The sequence below is a fragment of the Sphingopyxis sp. 550B genome (assembly GCF_057401805.1).
On the sequence record NZ_CM171610.1, the window covers coordinates 1,405,768 to 1,422,208 of the forward strand.

At 68.4% G+C, this 16,441-nt stretch carries 15 protein-coding genes; 11 read left to right on the top strand and 4 right to left on the bottom strand.

The features are described from left to right. The first annotated feature begins 4 nt into the window (after nt 1-4). Entirely contained in the window at nt 5-2,008 is a 2,004-nt protein-coding gene (locus AC2S9W_RS06540; protein WP_486571753.1) for a CapA family protein, read from the top strand. A gap of 22 nt (nt 2,009-2,030) precedes the next feature. Beyond that, complete coding sequence (locus AC2S9W_RS06545) at nt 2,031-2,957, top strand: D-alanyl-D-alanine carboxypeptidase family protein (protein WP_486571754.1); 927 nt, start codon at nt 2,031-2,033, stop codon at nt 2,955-2,957. Between the two features lie 151 nt (nt 2,958-3,108). On the opposite strand, the gene AC2S9W_RS06550 is transcribed toward AC2S9W_RS06545, so the two are convergent. Then, nucleotides 3,109-3,198: a NepR family anti-sigma factor gene (locus AC2S9W_RS06550; protein ID WP_276516808.1), complete on the bottom strand. Its 90-nt coding sequence runs from the start codon at nt 3,196-3,198 to the stop codon at nt 3,109-3,111. 276 nt (nt 3,199-3,474) lie between these two features. On the opposite strand from AC2S9W_RS06550, the gene AC2S9W_RS06555 reads away from it, so the two are divergent. The 8 genes from AC2S9W_RS06555 to AC2S9W_RS06590 all read left to right on the top strand — a co-directional run bounded on the left by AC2S9W_RS06555 (nt 3,475) and on the right by AC2S9W_RS06590 (nt 11,359). After that, nucleotides 3,475-4,269: a response regulator gene (locus AC2S9W_RS06555; protein WP_076073938.1), complete on the top strand. Its 795-nt coding sequence runs from the start codon at nt 3,475-3,477 to the stop codon at nt 4,267-4,269. A 146-nt stretch (nt 4,270-4,415) separates the two neighbouring features. Further along, a complete protein-coding gene (locus AC2S9W_RS06560) occupies nt 4,416-7,121 on the top strand; it encodes a bifunctional [glutamine synthetase] adenylyltransferase/[glutamine synthetase]-adenylyl-L-tyrosine phosphorylase (RefSeq protein WP_076073939.1) in 2,706 nt (901 codons plus the stop codon). Beyond that, nucleotides 7,118-7,585, top strand: coding sequence for a peroxiredoxin (locus tag AC2S9W_RS06565; RefSeq protein ID WP_076073941.1), 468 nt, complete (start codon nt 7,118-7,120; stop codon nt 7,583-7,585). Before AC2S9W_RS06560 ends, AC2S9W_RS06565 begins: the two co-directional genes overlap by 4 nt. 33 nt (nt 7,586-7,618) lie before the next feature. Then, nucleotides 7,619-8,410, top strand: a complete 792-nt coding sequence (locus AC2S9W_RS06570; RefSeq protein WP_076073942.1) for a ferritin-like domain-containing protein — start codon at nt 7,619-7,621, stop codon at nt 8,408-8,410. Nucleotides 8,411-8,581: 171 nt separating this feature from the next. Continuing rightward, a complete protein-coding gene (locus tag AC2S9W_RS06575) occupies nt 8,582-9,220 on the top strand; it encodes a M23 family metallopeptidase (protein WP_243469475.1) in 639 nt (212 codons plus the stop codon). 87 nt (nt 9,221-9,307) lie between these two features. Continuing rightward, nucleotides 9,308-9,649: an iron-sulfur cluster insertion protein ErpA gene (gene erpA / locus AC2S9W_RS06580; protein ID WP_067108208.1), complete on the top strand. Its 342-nt coding sequence runs from the start codon at nt 9,308-9,310 to the stop codon at nt 9,647-9,649. Between the two features lie 40 nt (nt 9,650-9,689). Next, nucleotides 9,690-10,460, top strand: coding sequence for an exodeoxyribonuclease III (gene xth, locus AC2S9W_RS06585; RefSeq protein WP_076073945.1), 771 nt, complete (start codon nt 9,690-9,692; stop codon nt 10,458-10,460). 35 nt (nt 10,461-10,495) lie between these two features. Beyond that, on the top strand, nt 10,496-11,359 hold the full coding sequence (locus AC2S9W_RS06590; RefSeq protein WP_104959315.1) for a class I SAM-dependent methyltransferase: 864 nt from the start codon (nt 10,496-10,498) through the stop codon (nt 11,357-11,359). A 10-nt stretch (nt 11,360-11,369) separates the two neighbouring features. Here the strand turns inward: AC2S9W_RS06590 and AC2S9W_RS06595 are convergent, their stop codons facing one another. Continuing rightward, complete coding sequence (locus tag AC2S9W_RS06595) at nt 11,370-12,539, bottom strand: N-acetyltransferase (protein WP_076073949.1); 1,170 nt, start codon at nt 12,537-12,539, stop codon at nt 11,370-11,372. A gap of 118 nt (nt 12,540-12,657) precedes the next feature. Between AC2S9W_RS06595 and AC2S9W_RS06600 the strand changes: the two genes are divergently transcribed. Beyond that, nucleotides 12,658-13,803: a fatty acid desaturase family protein gene (locus AC2S9W_RS06600; protein ID WP_104959316.1), complete on the top strand. Its 1,146-nt coding sequence runs from the start codon at nt 12,658-12,660 to the stop codon at nt 13,801-13,803. Between the two features lie 285 nt (nt 13,804-14,088). Here AC2S9W_RS06600 and lptG read toward each other — a convergent pair whose 3' ends face one another. Continuing rightward, nucleotides 14,089-15,186 (bottom strand): LPS export ABC transporter permease LptG, encoded by a 1,098-nt coding sequence (gene lptG / locus AC2S9W_RS06605; protein WP_076073951.1) that lies wholly within the window; start codon nt 15,184-15,186, stop codon nt 14,089-14,091. Then, complete coding sequence (gene lptF / locus AC2S9W_RS06610) at nt 15,186-16,394, bottom strand: LPS export ABC transporter permease LptF (protein WP_076073953.1); 1,209 nt, start codon at nt 16,392-16,394, stop codon at nt 15,186-15,188. The genes lptG and lptF overlap by 1 nt, the downstream gene beginning before the upstream one ends. Between the last annotated feature and the right edge of the window lie 47 nt (nt 16,395-16,441).

Consider the following 16,441-nt stretch of genomic DNA (forward strand, 5'->3'; position numbering starts at 1 on the left):
ACATATGCGGTTTCTGGCATCGGCGGCCCTCGCCCTGATCGCGGCGTTCGGCGCAAGCCATTGCACGGCGTCCGTCGCCGCACCGGCGGCGGCAACCGCCGCGCCCGTTACGCAGACGGTCAAGGGACAGGTGCGGATCGTCGGCGGCGTCGGCGATCTGGCGGCGCTCGACGTCCGCGTCAACGGCGATCCTGTCGGCATCGCGCCGGACGGCAGCCTGTCGGGCCGGATCGGTGAAGCCGATCTCTACCGGCTGACCGTGAAGGGGCCCGCCATCTTCGATGCCGTCTCCACCTTCGCGGCGAGCGAGGTCGCCGCGGGCGATGGCAACATCATCCTGCCGGCGGTCGAGGCGGTGTCCCGCGCGCCGGGGCGTATCGAGATGTTCTTCGGCGGCGACGTGATGATGGGGCGCCGCTTCGAGGCGCCGCTGGATGGCGAGCCGACGGTGATCCGCGAGGCGAACCGCGCCGCCGACATGGCGCGGCTGCTCGATCCGATGAAGCCCTATTTCACCGGCGCCGATCTGGCTTCGGTCAATCTCGAAACCGTGCTGGCGACGCGCGACCTTGGCAATTCGCCGGGCAAGTCGGTCGTCTTCTACACGCACAGCGACGCCGCGCGGGCGCTGGTCGATGCGGGTATCGACTATGTCACGCTCGGCAACAATCATGTCTATGACTATGTCGAACCCGGCCTTGCCTCGACGCTTGCCGCGCTCGATGCGGTGCGGATGCCCTGGTCGGGCGCCGGCCGCGACGAGGCGGAGGCGCTGAAGGCCGCGCGCCTCTCGGTCGGCGGGCGCGCCTGGTCGATGCTCGGCTTCGTCGGCTGGAAAGGCAATGTCGAGCCCAACCAGGTCGCCGAAAGCGGCAAGGGCGGTGCCGCCCTGGGCAGCGACGCCAATATCGAGGCGGCGGTGCGCGGAGAGGTCGCCGCAGGACGCACGCCGATCGTCCAATATCACGGCAGCACCGAATATAGCGCTCGTCCGACCGCGATCAGCGAGCGGCGGATGAAGCTGGCGATCGATTCGGGCGCCGCGCTCGTCGTCTCGCATCATCCGCACGTCGCGCACGGTCTCGAACTCTACAAGGGGCGCCTGATCGCCTATTCGCTCGGCAATTTCCTCTTCGACCAGAGTTTCCCCGAAACCCATGCCAGCTTCGCGCTCCGCGTCTGGATGGACGGCGACCGGCTGTTCCGCGCCGAAATGGTCCCGATCCAGATCCTCGACTATCGCCCGGTCCCGGCGGTCGGCGGGATGCGTCAGGCGGTGCTCGGCCGGATCATCGACCTGTCGGCCGAACGCGGGACGCGGATCGGGATCGTCGGGGGGCACGGCGTCATCCAGCCGTCGGCGCCGCTCGCACCGCCGCAGCGCTGCGCCGCCGATGCCGGCAGCGGCCTCAACGTCTTTCGCTACGACCTTTACCGGCCCGAAGCAGCCTGTCGCGACCACGCGGTCGCGGCCGGCCACGACTTGCTGGCGCGCGGCGATTTCGAGGCGGTGCGCTTCGGGGACGCCCGCGATCGAAGCTGGAGCGTCGAGGGCGGGGCGATCGATTTCGATCGCGATGCCCATGCGGGCCGGGCCGCGCTTGCCGTGTCGGTCCCCGGTGCGGGTGCCGCGACGGTCGGACCCAAGATCTTCTTTCGGCCCGTCGCCGAACGCCGGCTGACCTTCACCGGCTGGGTCAAGCTCGACGCGCCGGCGACGCTCGAACTGCTGGTTCAGGAGCAGCGCAAGGGCAGCGGGCGCACCAGCGCGCTGGCCAATGCGCCGCGGCAGTCCGCCGGAGCGCAGCGGATCGCGGCCGGCGGCTGGCAGCCGTTCCGCTTCGAGTTCGATCGCGGCGCGGAAACGCCCGCGCAGCCGTTGCGGCCGCTGCTGCGCATAGAGGGGGCGTCGCGGGTGCTGCTCGACGATCTGGCGCTGATCGCCTGGGGTGGCGATGCGCCGGGGCAATCCTATGGTTCGCGCGGCAACGCGGCCGCAGTCGAATAGAGAATTGAGAGGGAGAAGAATCATGGATATTCGCACGGCAATCCGCTTCGCCTGCCGGCCGGTGATGATGGCGGCGCTCGTCGCGGCCAGCGGTTCGCTGCTCGCCCCGGCGACCGCCCATGCCGCCGAAGCGGCTGCCGTCGAGGGCGTGACCGCCGCGGCCTGGGCGGTCGCCGATGCCGAAACGGGCGAGGTGCTGGCGTCGCATGAGCTGGAGCGGCCCTCGAACATCGCGAGCGTCACCAAGCTGATGACGCTGCTCGTCGTCACCGAAATGGCCGCCGCGCAGCCCGCCATTCTCGACGAGGAACTGAGCTTCGCCGAACGCGCGGTGGCGATCGGGGGGACCAAGACCGGGCTTGCCGCCGGGGAACGGATCAGCGTACGCGAAGCGCTTTACGGCCTGATGCTGCCGTCGGGGAACGACGCCGGATATATGCTGGCGATTCATTTCGGTGCGCCGATGGTGGCGGCGGGAGTGGATGCGACTCCCGCCTTGGCCTACAAGGCCTTCGTCGCGGCGATGAATCGGAGGGCACGGGCGCTCGGCATGACCCAGACGCGCTACAGTTCGGCCTTCGGCGATGCGCTCGATCCCGATCGCCGAACGAGCAGCGCGCGCGACCAGCTGATCCTCGCCCGGGCCGCGATGGCGAATCCGCTGGTGCGCCAGGTCGTCGGCACGCGCGAGCATGAAACCATGGCGCGGACCGCGTCGGGTGCCGAACGCCGCGTCGCTTGGCACAACACCAACGAACTGCTCGGCCGTCCGGGAGTCACCGGGATCAAGACCGGCTCCAATCGCAGCGCCCACTCCTGTCTGCTGACCGAGATCAGTGTCGACGGGCGCCGCTACCATGTCGCGGTGCTGGGCAGCCGGACCAGTGCCGACCGCTATAACGACACGCTGAAAGTGTTGAAATCCGTGACCGGCCGCACGGTGAAATGAGCGCGTCGTCCGACGCCTGCCCGATCTGAGGAGACGGGCTTAGGCCTCCTGTCAGCGGAGAGCATAATCTTGAAACAGGCACGGTCCCCGGCGAAAGTCGGGGACCGAATGCTATAAGCTGGTCAAAAGGGGAAATGCGGCGCGGCCGCTGTCAGTCGAGCTTGTCGAGCAGGTCCATCATCGATTGCGGAATCGTTTCGTCGACCGCGGACTCATAAGCCCGGCGCAGGGCGATGTTCACGTCCTGCGCTTTCCTGGGGATTTTCCTTCCGGTGTCTTTCCCGGCCGTTTTCTTGGGCGCTACGCCGGGTTCAGACGACATTGTCGATGCATCCGCTGGACATGGGGCCTTTTGCTAACCGCGCGTTCATCAAACTGCAATGGCGCGTTTTCCTTCCCTTGGAAACCAAATTAGGGCTAAATCGTTCCCATGTGGTGAAATAATTCGGCGGACGGCGTCATTTTGCGCTGTTCGCCCGCTTTTCTGCGGGTTTCAGCCCGCTACAGGAGATACTCTATGTCGCTGGGCCAGGCTATCGCACCGCATCTTCCCTATCTGAGACGCTATGGCCGGGCGATTTCGGGAAGCCAGCAGGCCGGCGACGCGCTGGTCGCGGGGCTGCTCGAATCGCTCGTCGCGCATCCCGATGCGGTCGATCCCGCGGGCGAGCTGCGAATCCAGCTCTATCGCATGGTCCATGACAATTTCGGGCTCGCCGCCGAACAGGCGGCCGCACCCGATCCCGATACCGCGTCCGATCTGGCGATCGCCGACGCGCGCCTCAGCCGGATTCCCTCGCTTGCGCGGCAGGCGCTGCTGCTCACCGCGGTCGAGGGTTTCAGCACCGCTGAAACCGGCCGGATCATCGGCCGCGATACCGCCGCGGTCGAGGCGCTGATCGCCGACGCGATGGAAGAGATCGATCGCCAGACCCGCGCGCGCATCCTGATCATCGAGGACGAGCCGATCATCGCGATGGATATCGAGATGATCGTGCGCGACCTGGGACACGAAGTCGTCGCGGTCGCGACCACCCATGCCGAGGCGGTGGCCGAGGCGCAGGAGCACCGCCCCGGCCTCGTGCTCGCCGACATCCAACTCGCCGACAACAGTTCGGGGATCGAGGCGGTGCAGGAAATCCTCACCGGGATGAACGTGCCGGTCATCTTCATCACCGCCTTTCCCGAACGGCTGCTGACCGGCGACAGGCCCGAGCCCGCCTTCCTGCTCACCAAGCCCTATCAGCCCGCGACGCTGCGCGCCGCCATCTCGCAGGTGCTGTTCTTCGACGAAAGCACGGTTCCGGCCTGACGCCGCCTCGAGGGGGAAGGGAGGTCGGGTCTCTCCCAATCCTGTCATTCCCGCGTTCGCGGAAATGGCAAAGGCTGAGGAATCGCTCGCGGCCGGGATTCCGTGCGTCTTGTAAAGGGTCGCGGCACGGGTGATAGCGGCGGACGATGACCGCACCGTCCGCCTCCCGTCAGTCCGCGCTCGACCGGCTAACCGCCAACGCGCCTTTCCTTGCCCGGCTCGCCGAGATCAACCCCGACGATGTCGCCCGTTTCCTGGACGAGGGGACCGACGCCGCGCTCGCGCGGGTTGCGCCGCCCGCGCCTGGCGACGACATCATGCGCGGCCTGCGCCAGTGGCGCGGGCGGATCGCGCTGCTGCTCGCGCTCGGCGACCTGTCGGGCGAGCATGACGTCGCGGCGACGACGCGGCATCTGACCGCCTTTGCCGATGCGGCCTGCGACGCCGCGCTCGCCGCTGCCTTTGCCGAGCGCGTCCCCGACGAGGCGCCGCGCGGGCTGGCGGTGATCGCGCTCGGCAAGCTCGGCAGCCACGAACTCAACTATTCGTCCGACATCGACCCGATCCTGATCTTCGACCCCGCGACGCTGCCGCGCCGGTCGCGCGACGATCCCGACGAAGCGGCGGTGCGCATCGCGCGGCGGATGGTCGAGATCTTGTCGGCGCGCACCGCCGACGGTCATGTGCTGCGCGTCGACCTGCGGCTGCGCCCGCATCCGGAGGTGACGCCGATCGTGCTGCCCGAAAGCACCGCCATCTCCTATTATGAATCGCAGGCGCTGGCGTGGGAGCAGGCGGCGTTCATCCGCTCGCGCGCCTCGGCGGGCGACCGCGCGCTCGGCGAGCGCTTCCTCGCCGCGATCCAGCCCTTCATCTGGCGGCGCAGCCTCGATTTCCGGCAGCTGCGCGAAATCGGTGCGATGAGCGACCGCATCCGCGACCATTTCGCGCAGGGACAGGCACTCGGCCCCGGCTACGACCTCAAGCGCGGGCGCGGCGGGATTCGCGAGATCGAGTTCTTCGCGCAGGTTCACCAGCTGATCTATGGCGGTCGCGATCCGTCGCTGCGCGTGCCTGCCACGGTCGACGCGCTCGCCGCGCTTGCCCGCGCCGGCCGGGTCGCCCCCGACGTCGCGGAGCGGCTGACCGGCCATTATGCGGTGCTGCGGCGGATCGAGCACCGGCTCCAGATGGTCGAGGATCAGCAGACGCACAGCCTGCCGGTGCAGCCCGCCGCGCTCGACGGCGTGGCGCGGCTCGACGGGCTGGCCGACGGCGCTGCGCTGCTTGCCGCGCTCGAACCCGTCGTCGCCGACGTCGGTGCCGTCTACGATCGCCTCGTCGCCGAGCGCGCGGCGCCGGGCGGCCTGCCGCGCGACGACGGCGAACTGGCGGCGGCGCTGGCGGCTGCGGGGTTCGACCCGCCCGATGCCGCGCTGCGGACGATCGCCGAATGGCGCAGCGGCAAGCTGCGCGCGCTGCGCAGCCCGGCGGCGCTCGAAGCGCTCGAAACCGCACTGCCCGAACTGGTCGGGGCGCTGGGCGCCGCGCCCGACCCCGACGCGACGCTGCGCCGGTTCGACACGCTGGTGTCGGGCCTGCCGAGTGCGATCAACTTCTTTCACCTGCTCGCCGCGCAGCCGGCGCTGGCGCGGGTCGCGACGCGCATCCTGTCGCTCGCCCCGACGCTCGCCGATGCGCTCGCCGCGCGCGTCGAACTGATCGAGGGATTGATCGACAAGCGCGCGTTCGAGGCGCCGATGGACAAGGACGGGCTGCTCGCCGAATGGGCGCCGGGGCTGGCGGGACTCGATTACGAGCGGCTGCTCGACCGGGTGCGCGACCGCGTCGGCGAACGGCGCTTCGCCTATGGGGTGCAGTTGATCGCCGGATCGGCCGATCCGCTCGCCGCCGCGCGCGGCTATGCCGACCTTGCCGAAGCGGCGCTGCAGGTGCTGGCCGACGCGACGGTCGCCGAATTCGTCGCCGCGCACGGGCGCGTCCCCGACAGCGAACTGGTGGTGCTCGCGCTCGGCCGGCTTGGCGGGCGGGCGCTGACGCACGCATCCGACCTCGACCTCATCTATCTGTTCACCGGCGACCATCTCGCCGAATCGGACGGGCCACGCCCGCTCGGCGCGACGACCTATTACAATCGGCTCGCGCAGCGCGTGACCGCGGCGCTGTCGGTGCCGACCGCGGCGGGCAAGCTCTATGACGTCGATACGCGGCTGCGGCCGCAGGGCGCGCAAGGGCCGCTCGTCGTTACCGTCGACAGCTTCGAGCGCTATCAGCGCGAAGAGGCGTGGACGTGGGAGCATATGGCGCTGCTCCGCGCGCGGCCGGTCTATAGCTCGGACGCCGCGCGCGCCGCGGTCGAGCGCGTCGTCGCCGAGGTGCTGGCAAGCCCGCACGACCCGGAAGATGTCGCGCGCGATGCCGCCGGGATGCGCGACAAGATCGCCGCGCACAAGCCGCCCGCCGGATCGCTCGATATCAAGGGCGGGCCGGGCGGACTCGTCGACCTGGAATTCGCGATGCAGGTCGCACAGCTTGCCGGCGGCCGCTGTCACGATCCCCGCATCGGCGAAGCGCTCGCCTGCCTGACGGCGGCGGGACTGGCGCCGGAGGGGATCGGTGCGGCGCACGACCTGCTCGCGCGGATGCTGGTGATGCTGCGCCTCACCGCCCCCGCGGGCGAGCCGCCGGCCGCCGCCGCGCGCCAGCTCGTCGCCAGCGCCTGCGGCGAGCCGGGCTGGCCGCAACTGCTTGCCGCGCATGACGCGGCACGGCAGGAGGTGGCCGACTGGTGGGCCTCGATTCGCCCGCCGCAGCAGGAGAAGCAAGGATGAGCGGACTTTCGATCGGCGATGCGATCCCGCCCGTGACGCTGGCCGGTGCCGACGGCGCGACCATCGACCTCGCCCGTCTGAAAGGCGCGCCGCTGGTCGTCTATTTCTATCCCAAGGCCGACACGCCGGGCTGCACGACCGAGGCGCAGGACTTCACCCGCCTCGCGCCCGATTTCGCGCATCTGAACGCGCAGGTACTGGCCGTGTCGCGCGACGCGCCGGCGAAGCTGTGCAAGTTCCGCGACAAATACGGGCTGACCGTCCGGCTGGCTTCGGATGAGGACGGCGCGGTGTGCGAAGCCTTCGGCACCTGGGTCGAGAAACAGAATTACGGCCGCACCTATATGGGGATCGAGCGATCGACCTTCCTGTTCGGCGCCGACGGCAAGCTGGCGAAGGTCTGGCGTAAGGTGCGCGTCAAGGGCCATGCCGACGCGGTGCTGGAGGCGGCGAAGGCGCTGTGACCGCCTTTCGCGCGACCGGACGGAATTGAGGACGTGACCACGCTCGGCGAAGCCGCGCGCGCGGTGCTGCTGACCGCGGACCCGCACGCCAAGCGCCGCGCGGCGCGGGGGTTCGCGCGGGCCTGGCGGCGCGGAGAGCTCGTCCATCGCTGCGACGTCGCCATGCCCGACCGGCCGGCGTGGCCCGAGCGGCCCGAACTGCTGGCGCCCGGCCGGATGCCGCGTCGCCGCGGCGGCGGGTCGGAACGCGGCCGCATCGCGATGCTGCACGCGCTCGCGCATATCGAATTCATCGCGATCGACCTTGCCGTCGATCTGGTCGGGCGCTTCGGCGGCGCGTTTCCGCGCGGCTTCGTCGACGACTGGATCGGCGTCGCTGCCGACGAAGCGATGCATTTCGCGCTGCTCGACCGGCGCCTTGCCGGCCTCGGCAGCCATTATGGCGCGCTGCCCGCGCACGCCGGGCTGTGGGAGGCGGCGGAGGCGACCGCCGACGACGCGCTGGCGCGGCTCGCGATCGTGCCGATGGTGCTCGAAGCGCGCGGGCTCGACGTCACCCCGGCCACGATCGACCGGTTCCGCGGCGCCGGGGACGAGGCGTCGGCGCGCATCCTGTCGCGCATCTATACCGACGAGATCCGCCATGTGTCGGCGGGCACGCGCTGGTTCAACTGGCTGTGCGCCGAACGGGGATTCGGACCGGCGGCGACGTGGCAAAGCCTCGTAAAATCGCGATTTCGGGGGGTGTTGAAGCCGCCGTTCAACGACTCGGCGCGCCGCGATGCCGGTTTAACGCAAGAATACTACGCGGTCATTGCTTCGTAAGGATCGACCACGCAGAACCCCTCGCGGGCAGGGATTGCATCCCATCCACAAGAACAACCGGCACCAGCGGCCTGACCGCTGGCGACAGGACAGATGCGGGGTCGATACGTGCTGAACGCTTCACTGGCGCAAAAGTTTCACCATGGCCTGATTGTTGGTGCGGCAGCCCTGATGGGAACGGCCGCGGCGGCCAACGCCGCCGAAACCGGCGCCGACGCGGGGATCGTGGTTCCCGACGAACCCGATGACGACAGCTTCACCGCCGGCGTTCCGGCCCCCGCCGAGGACAGCGAGGCACGCGCGCTCTTTCAGGCGTGGAAGCGCCTCGATACCGGCCTGGCCGCGAGCATCGGCGTCGCCGTGCCGTCGCGCCGCCCGATCGAGCAGATGTCGCTTTCCTCCTCCTACGGCATGCGGGTCCATCCGATCACCGGCCGCGTCGCGCGCCACAACGGCATCGATATTCCCGCCCCCCACGGCACCCCCATTTATGCGACCGCCGACGGCATCGTCGGCCGCGCCCAGCGCCTCGGCGGTTACGGCAATTACGTCGAGATCGAGCATGGCAACGCGATCCAGACGCGCTACGGCCACATGTCCTCCTTCATCGTCCAGCCCGGGCAGCAGGTGAAGAAGGGCGAGATCGTCGGTTATGTCGGCTCGACGGGCCGCTCGACCGGCAACCACCTGCATTATGAAGTCCGCATCGACGGCGCGCCGGTCAATCCGCTGCCCTTCGTCCGTTCGGATTCGATGGCGATCGCCGCGCTGACGGGCGACCATCTTGCGATGGGTGGTCCCGAAGACTGAATTTCATGGGTCGGAGAGGAGGGGCGCCCGCTGGCCATAAGGTCGCGGCGCCCTTTTCATTTGCGCCGAACATCCTATCTTGCCGATATGGCCTCGACCCTGTCCGATATCACCCTGTCGCCCGCCGCCGCGGCGCGCATCCGCTGGATCGCCGAACGCAAGGCGGGCGCGCTCCCCGCGCTTCGCCTCGCCGTCGACGGCGGCGGCTGCTCGGGCTTCACCTATCGCTTCGGCCTCGCCGACAGCATCGAGGCCGATGATGTCGTGACCGAGACCGACGGCGTGAAGCTGGTCGTCGATCCGGTGAGCATCGACCTGATTCGCGGCTGCACCGTCGATTTCGTCGATTCGCTGGGCGGATCGTCGTTCAAGGTCGAGAATCCCAACGCCGCCTCGGGCTGCGGTTGCGGGTCGAGCTTCTCGGTCTGAGGCCCTTTCTAAGCGACCGGCTTCCTGCCATAGCGGCGCGATGAAGATCGCAACCTTCAACATCAACGGAATCAAGGCGCGGTTGCCGCGCCTCGTCGAATGGCTGGACGAAACGCAGCCCGACATCGTCTGTCTTCAGGAACTGAAATCGAGCGACGAGACGATCCCGACGGCAGAGATCGAGGGCGCGGGCTATGGCGCGCTCTATCATGGGCAGAAGGGGTTCAACGGCGTCGCGGTCCTCGCGCGCGGCACGCAGCCGGTCGAGATCCAGCGCGGTCTCGCGGGCGAGGAAGAGGATGAGCAGTCGCGCTATCTGGAGGCCGACGTCGGCGGCGTGCGCGTCGCGTCGATCTACCTGCCCAACGGCAATCCGCAGCCGGGACCGAAATTCGATTACAAGCTGCGCTGGATGGCGCGGCTGCGCGAGCGGGCGAAGGCGCTGCTGGCGGCCGAGATTCCGACCGTGCTCGCGGGCGATTATAATGTCATCCCCCACGACGACGACGTGTGGGACCCGCGCGCGATGGCGCACGACGCGCTGATGCAGCCCGATTCGCGCGACGCCTGGTTCCGCATCCTCGGCGACGGCTGGACCGACGCGTTGCGCAGCCGCCACCCCGCGGGGCACGTCTGGACCTTCTGGGACTATCAGGCGGGCGGCTGGCAGCGCGATCATGGCTTCCGCATCGACCATCTGCTGCTCAGCCCCGCGATGGCCGACCGGCTGGTCGACGCGCAGGTCGACAAGGACTATCGCGGGCGCGAGAAAGCCAGCGACCACGCGCCGACCTGGGCGCTGTTCCGATAGAAGCATCACCCCGACACGGCGGCAAGGAGATCGGAATGACCGCGAAGAACAGCTATCAGGTCGCCGACTGGAACGGTCCAAGCGGCGAGCGCTGGGTCGCCAACCAGGCGCGGCTCGATCATATGCTCGCGGCCTTCGGCGACGCGGCGATCGCGGCGGCGGCGCCCCGGGCCGGCGAGCAGGTGCTCGACATCGGCTGCGGCGCCGGAACGACGAGCTTCGCGCTCGCCGCGCGCGTCGGGGAGCAGGGCCGGGTGCTGGGCGTCGATATTTCGGAGCCGCTGATCGCCCGCGCCCGCGCCTGCCTGCCGCCGGGTGCGCCGGTTGCCTTCGAGATCGCCGATGCCGGCAGCGGCACCGTGCCCGAACGGGCGTTCGACCTGCTCTTCTCGCGCTTCGGCGTGATGTTCTTCGACGACCCGGCGGCAGCGTTCGCGCATATGCGCGGCGCATTGAAGCCCGGCGGACGGCTCGCCTTCGTCTGCTGGCGGACGGCGGCCGAGAACGACTGGGTGCGCCTGCCGATGGGCGCGATCCGCGGCATCGTGACGCCGCCTCCGCCGCCCGATCCGGAGGCGCCCGGCCCCTTCTCCTTCGGCGACCGTGGCCGCGTCGAGCGCATCCTGGCCGATGCGGGCTTCGTCGACGTCGCCCTCGCGCCGTTCGATCATCTCGTCCCCTTCGGCCGCGGCACCACGCGCGCGGCGGCGCTCGACGATGCGGTCGAGATGGCGTTCCAGGTCGGCCCCTTGTCGCGCGCGCTCGCCGATCAGCCCGACACGATACGCGCGCAGGCGGCGGACGCGGTGCGGGCGGCCTTCGCGGAACGGCCAGGCGAGGAGTCGGTGCTGATCGACGGCGCCGCGTGGATCGTCACCGCGCGCAATCCCGCCGCCTGACCGCGCGGCGTCAGGCCAGCGGCTTGTCGTAGAGTTGATAGACGCGGTTGACGGTTGCGTCGATCGCCTCGGCGACCGCGTTCATCCCCTGATTGTCGTCGAGCACCCAGCCGATGTCGCCCTGCTGCGCGCCATAATGCGCGACGCCGTCGCGGCGGATATATTCGATCATCATGAAGGCGAGGGTGCTCGCCATGCGGCTGTTCTGGAGCCGCTTGACCACCCCCATCAGCGGCACGCGCAGCCGGCGGCTCTTCGGTTTCCGCAGCCACCAGAGCAGCCGCGCCCAATTGAAGGGCAGGAGCGAGCCGTCCATGTCGATCAGCGGTTCGTTGATGTTCGGCAGCACGATCATGAAGGCAACCGCCTCGCCGTCGACCTCTGCGACGCGGATCAGGTCCTCGAACACGATATCCTTCAGCTTCTTGCCGATATAGGCTATCTCGCTGTCGGTCAGGGGCACGAAACCCCAATTGTCCGACCAGGCATCGTTCAATATGCCCATGATCAGCCGCGCCTCGGCATCGAAGCGGCGCTTGTCGACGCGGCGGATGCGGATGCGCTCGTTCCGTTCGCCCGCCGCGACGATGCGGTTCACCAGCGGCGGAAAGCCGTCGATGATCTCGACCGCATAGTTGATGAGCTTCTTGACCGGGCGATAGCCCTCGGCCTCGATCCACGCCCGATAGAGCGGGCTGTTGTGGCCGAGCATGATCGTCGGCGGCGTGTCGAAGCCCTCGACCAACAGGCCGGGCTCGTCCCAGATCGAGATCGACAGCGGCCCGAGCGCGCGGTGCATGCCCTGGCTGCGCAGCCAATCCTCGGCCGCGACGATCAGCGCATGCGCGGTTTCCGCATCCTCGGCCTCGATCAGGCCCCAGTTGCCGGTGCCGGGCCCCATGCCCTGCTCGGCGGGCTGTTCGAGCGCGAGGAAATCGATATGCGCCGAAATGCGCCCCACCGTCCGCCCGTCGCGCCGGGCGAGGAAGAATTGCGCCTTGCCGTGCTCGAACCACGGATTCTTCCCCGGCGTCAGCAGGGCGAACACCTCGCCCTTCAGCGGCGGTACCCACGCCGGATCGCCGCGGTTGAGGCGGAAGGCCAGCTCGACGAACTCGCGCTTGTCGTGCTTCCCCTCGACGGGATGGATCGTGACCGGGCCGGCCGGATGTGCGCTCATGGGTGGTTTCCCGGATGATGGTGCCTATATGTCTGGCGAGCCAATAAGGCATAGGCGTGGCGCTGGCGACCCGCATTCGGCCATCATGCTGCCACGAAAAGATGGTGAAGACCGCGTTATGACGACGATCAATCCTTCCGCCGATCGGATCGCGACCTCGCCTGCGTCCCCGCCGGCGAATGCCGGCCCGATGGAGGCGCCGGCGAATGCCGCCAGGGCGCCCAAGTCGGCGATCGCCGACGACATGGCGATGATCCGCGCCGCGTCGGAACTGACGCGCGACCTGGTGCAGCCGAACGCGCGCATCTATTGGGCCGATTTCCTCGCTTCGACCTTTGTCGGCTACGCCGGCGTCGCGGCGGCGATCCTTGCGCCCTCGACGCCGTGGATGCTCGTGGCGGCGTTCGTCGCGGTGCTCGCCCTCTATCGCGCGGGCAGCTTCATCCACGAGATCACCCATATCCGCAAGCAGACGCTGCCGGGTTTCCGCCTTGTCTGGAACCTGCTGATCGGGGTGCCGCTGCTGATCCCGTCGTTCATGTACGAGGGCATCCACAGCCTGCACCACAACCGCACCAAATATGGCACGGTCGAGGACCCCGAATATCTGCCGCTGGCGCTGATGAAGCCGTGGACGGTGCCGCTGTTCGTCGTCGCGGCGGCCTTTGCGCCGGTCGCGCTCGTCTTCCGCTATGCGGTGCTGACGCCGCTGTCCTTCCTGATCCCGCCGCTGCGCCGCGTGGTGCGCGAGCGTTATTCGGGCCTCATCATCAACCCGCTGTTCCGCCGCAAGTCGCCCGAGGGCGAGTTTCGCCGCCAGTGGGCGTGGCAGGAGGGCGGGGCCTGGGCCTGGTCGACGCTGCTGGTCGCGGCGGGCATCTTCGGCTGGGTGCCGCTGCGCGCGCTGCTGATCTTCGGTGGGATCGCCGCGGCGAGCATCGTGCTCAACCAGATCCGCACCCTCGTCGCGCATCTGTGGGAAAATGACGGCGCGGTGCTGACCGTGACCGCGCAGTTCCTCGACAGCGTCAACGTCCCGCCGCCGGGCCTGCTGCCCGAACTGTGGGCGCCGGTTGGCCTGCGCTATCACGCGCTGCACCACCTGCTGCCCGGTGTCCCCTATCACGCGCTGCCCGAGGCGCACCGCCGCCTGAAGGATGCGCTGCCAGCCGATTCGCAATATCACCGGGCCAACTATCGCAGCCTGCCGAAGCTGGTGATGAATCTGGTGGCGGGTTCGGCGAAGGGCGGAGCGGCGGCATAGCATTTCCGGGTTCGGGCCCCTGTTCGTCATCCCGGACTTGATCCGGGATCCATTCTTTCAGCGCTGCGTGAACGGACCCCGGATCAGGTTGGCAATTATCCCTTCTCGACAAGTCACTGCTCCCCGGCGAAAGCCGGGGTCCAGATGGCACAACGCTGCCCCGCATGGACCCCGGCTTTCGCCGGGGAACAACTCCCTGCTTGCCTGAAGGGTATATATCCCGATCAAGTCCGGGGTGACGATGCGGAATAGGTCGGTTTCCCGGTTGTAGCCGGTCAGCCGATCCTATTCTTCGGTCCGGATCAGGATCATCTCGCCGATCAGCGCGAACAGGATGAACGGCCCCCACGCCGCGAGGAACGGCGGATAGGCGCCCAGATCGCCCATCGCGAGCGCGAAATTGTCGGCGACGAAATAGGCGAAGCCCAGCGCCATGCCCAGGATCGCGCGCACGAACAGCTTGCCCGACCGCGCGAGGCCGAAGGCCGCAACGGCGCCGAGCAGCGGCATCAATATCGCCGACAGCGGCCCCGAAATCTTGTGCCACAGCACGCCTTTCAGCGCGTCGACCGGCCGCCCCGCGACCTCCAGGTCGTCGATCGCGCTCTTGAGCGCGAGGAAGGGAAGTTCGTCGCCATCGACCTGCGCCAGCGTGAACTGGTCGGGGCGCACCCCCTTGGCGGCTATGATGGTGCCGAGCGGCTCGACCGTTCCCGATCGGCGGATGAAGCGCCGCGCGCCGGTGAATTCCCATCCCCCCGCGATCGCGCGGCCGCTGTCGGCCGACAGCATCGACGCCAGCACGCCGCCCTTGCGTTCGATGATGGTGACGTTGCGGAGCAGCACCGCGGCGCCCTTCGTCTCGACCGTTTCGGCGTTGATCAGGTCGTCGCCAGCGCGGACCCAGACGTTGGTGCGGACCCCCGTATCGGGCGGAATCTGCGCATATTCGACCTTCTGCCACGCGCTGAGCGCCGCAGTCGCGCGGGTGACGATGCGTTCGTTGAAGGCGAAGCTGATCCCGGCGACGAGCAGCGCGGCGAGGAACAGCGGCGCGAGCACCTGATGCGCCGACATGCCGGACGCCTTCATCGCGATCACCTCGCTGTTCTGGTTGAGCGTCGCGAGCGTCAATATGGTGCCGAGCAGCACCGAAAAGGGCAGGAAGGTTTCGACGATCTGCGGAAAGCGCAGCCCGACATAGCGCCACACGTCGCTGTCGCTGTTGCCGGCGACCGCCAGTATCTTGCCGCTTTCCCCCAGCAGGTCGAGCGTCTGGAGGATCAGCACCAGCGCGAACAGGATCGCGAAGCTGCGCACCAGAAACAGGCGCCCGACATAGAGCGCCATGGTGCGCGAGGGGAAAAAATGAAGCTGATGCATCAGGCGCGCCGCTGCTTGCGCTGGAAGAGCTGGAGAAGACGGCGGATGCGCTGCCCCGCCTTCGCGGCGACGCGTTCGAGCGCGCCGATCGGCTGCCCGCCCGGCACATGCGCGAGGGTGTAGTACATCCAGATCGCGAGCGCGGCGAACAGCAGGAAGGGCACCCACAGCGCGATGATCGGGTCGATCGTCCCGCGCGCCCCCATATCCTCGGCATATTGGTTGATCTTGTGCTGCGTCACCAGCAGCACGATCGACAGGAAGACCCCGAGCGAACTGGTCGATCGCTTCGGTGGAATGGCGAGCGCGACCGCGAGCAGCGGAATCAGGAACATCGACGCCACCTCGACGATCCGGAAATGGAAATTGGCGCGCGATTCGAGGCGGGTCTTCAGCGGTTCGGCCTTGTCGTTGCCGACGACGAACAGCTCGGGGATGGTCAGCTCGCGGTCGGCGCCGCCGCGGGTGCGGAACGCCTCGATCTTGGGCAGCGGGATCGGCAGGTCGTGATTGTCGAAGCTGAGCACGCGCGGCACGGAGAATTTCGGCGATTCGTGGATCAGCACCCCGTTGGTCAGCCGCAGGATGATCGTGTCGGGATCGTCGGTGGCGAGGAACTGCCCCTGCGCCGCGGTGGCCGACACGCGCTGCCCGTCCTTGTTCTCGCCGCGCACGAAGATGCCGCGCAGGCTGCGACCGTCGTTGTAGCTTTCCTCGATGCGCAGCGTCATGCGGCTGCCCAGCTTGGTGAACTCGCCGACCTTGATCGAGGCGCCGAGCGCGCCAGAGCGCAGCTCGAACTGCAGCCCTTCATAGGCATAGCGGGCGTAGGGCTGGATGAAGCCGACGATGGCGAGGTTGATCAGCGCGAGCGCCAGGGCAAAGACATAGGGCATGCGCATCAGCCGGCCGAAGCTCATGCCGACGCCGCGCAGCACGTCGAGCTCGCTGGTGGTCGCAAGCCGCCGGAAAGCCAGGAGGATACCGAGCATCAGCCCGATCGGAATGCCGAGCGAGAGATATTCGGGGATCAGATTGGCGAGCATGCGCCAGACGACGCTGACCGGCCCCCCTTCGGTCGCGACGAAATCGAACAGGCGCAGCATCTTTTCCAGCACCAGCAGCATCGCCGACACGACGAGCGTTCCGAGCATGGGGAAGAAGATGAGCCGCGCGATGTAGCGGTCGATGGCGGGTAGTCTATTCAAGCTTTCGTCGCCCCATCACCATGATTTGGCCGCAAATGTTTCCAATA

Coding starts and splice junctions, on each gene's coding strand:
- AC2S9W_RS06595 (WP_076073949.1), bottom strand. CDS start 12,539: ATGAGCGCACATCCGGCCGGCCCGGTCACGATCCATCCCGTCGAGGGG.
- AC2S9W_RS06560 (WP_076073939.1), top strand. CDS start 4,416: ATGACCGCACCGTCCGCCTCCCGTCAGTCCGCGCTCGACCGGCTAACC.
- AC2S9W_RS06600 (WP_104959316.1), top strand. CDS start 12,658: ATGACGACGATCAATCCTTCCGCCGATCGGATCGCGACCTCGCCTGCG.
- xth (WP_076073945.1), top strand. CDS start 9,690: ATGAAGATCGCAACCTTCAACATCAACGGAATCAAGGCGCGGTTGCCG.
- AC2S9W_RS06555 (WP_076073938.1), top strand. CDS start 3,475: ATGTCGCTGGGCCAGGCTATCGCACCGCATCTTCCCTATCTGAGACGC.
- lptG (WP_076073951.1), bottom strand. CDS start 15,186: ATGCATCAGCTTCATTTTTTCCCCTCGCGCACCATGGCGCTCTATGTC.
- AC2S9W_RS06590 (WP_104959315.1), top strand. CDS start 10,496: ATGACCGCGAAGAACAGCTATCAGGTCGCCGACTGGAACGGTCCAAGC.
- AC2S9W_RS06575 (WP_243469475.1), top strand. CDS start 8,582: ATGGGAACGGCCGCGGCGGCCAACGCCGCCGAAACCGGCGCCGACGCG.
- AC2S9W_RS06545 (WP_486571754.1), top strand. CDS start 2,031: ATGGATATTCGCACGGCAATCCGCTTCGCCTGCCGGCCGGTGATGATG.
- erpA (WP_067108208.1), top strand. CDS start 9,308: ATGGCCTCGACCCTGTCCGATATCACCCTGTCGCCCGCCGCCGCGGCG.
- AC2S9W_RS06540 (WP_486571753.1), top strand. CDS start 5: ATGCGGTTTCTGGCATCGGCGGCCCTCGCCCTGATCGCGGCGTTCGGC.
- AC2S9W_RS06565 (WP_076073941.1), top strand. CDS start 7,118: ATGAGCGGACTTTCGATCGGCGATGCGATCCCGCCCGTGACGCTGGCC.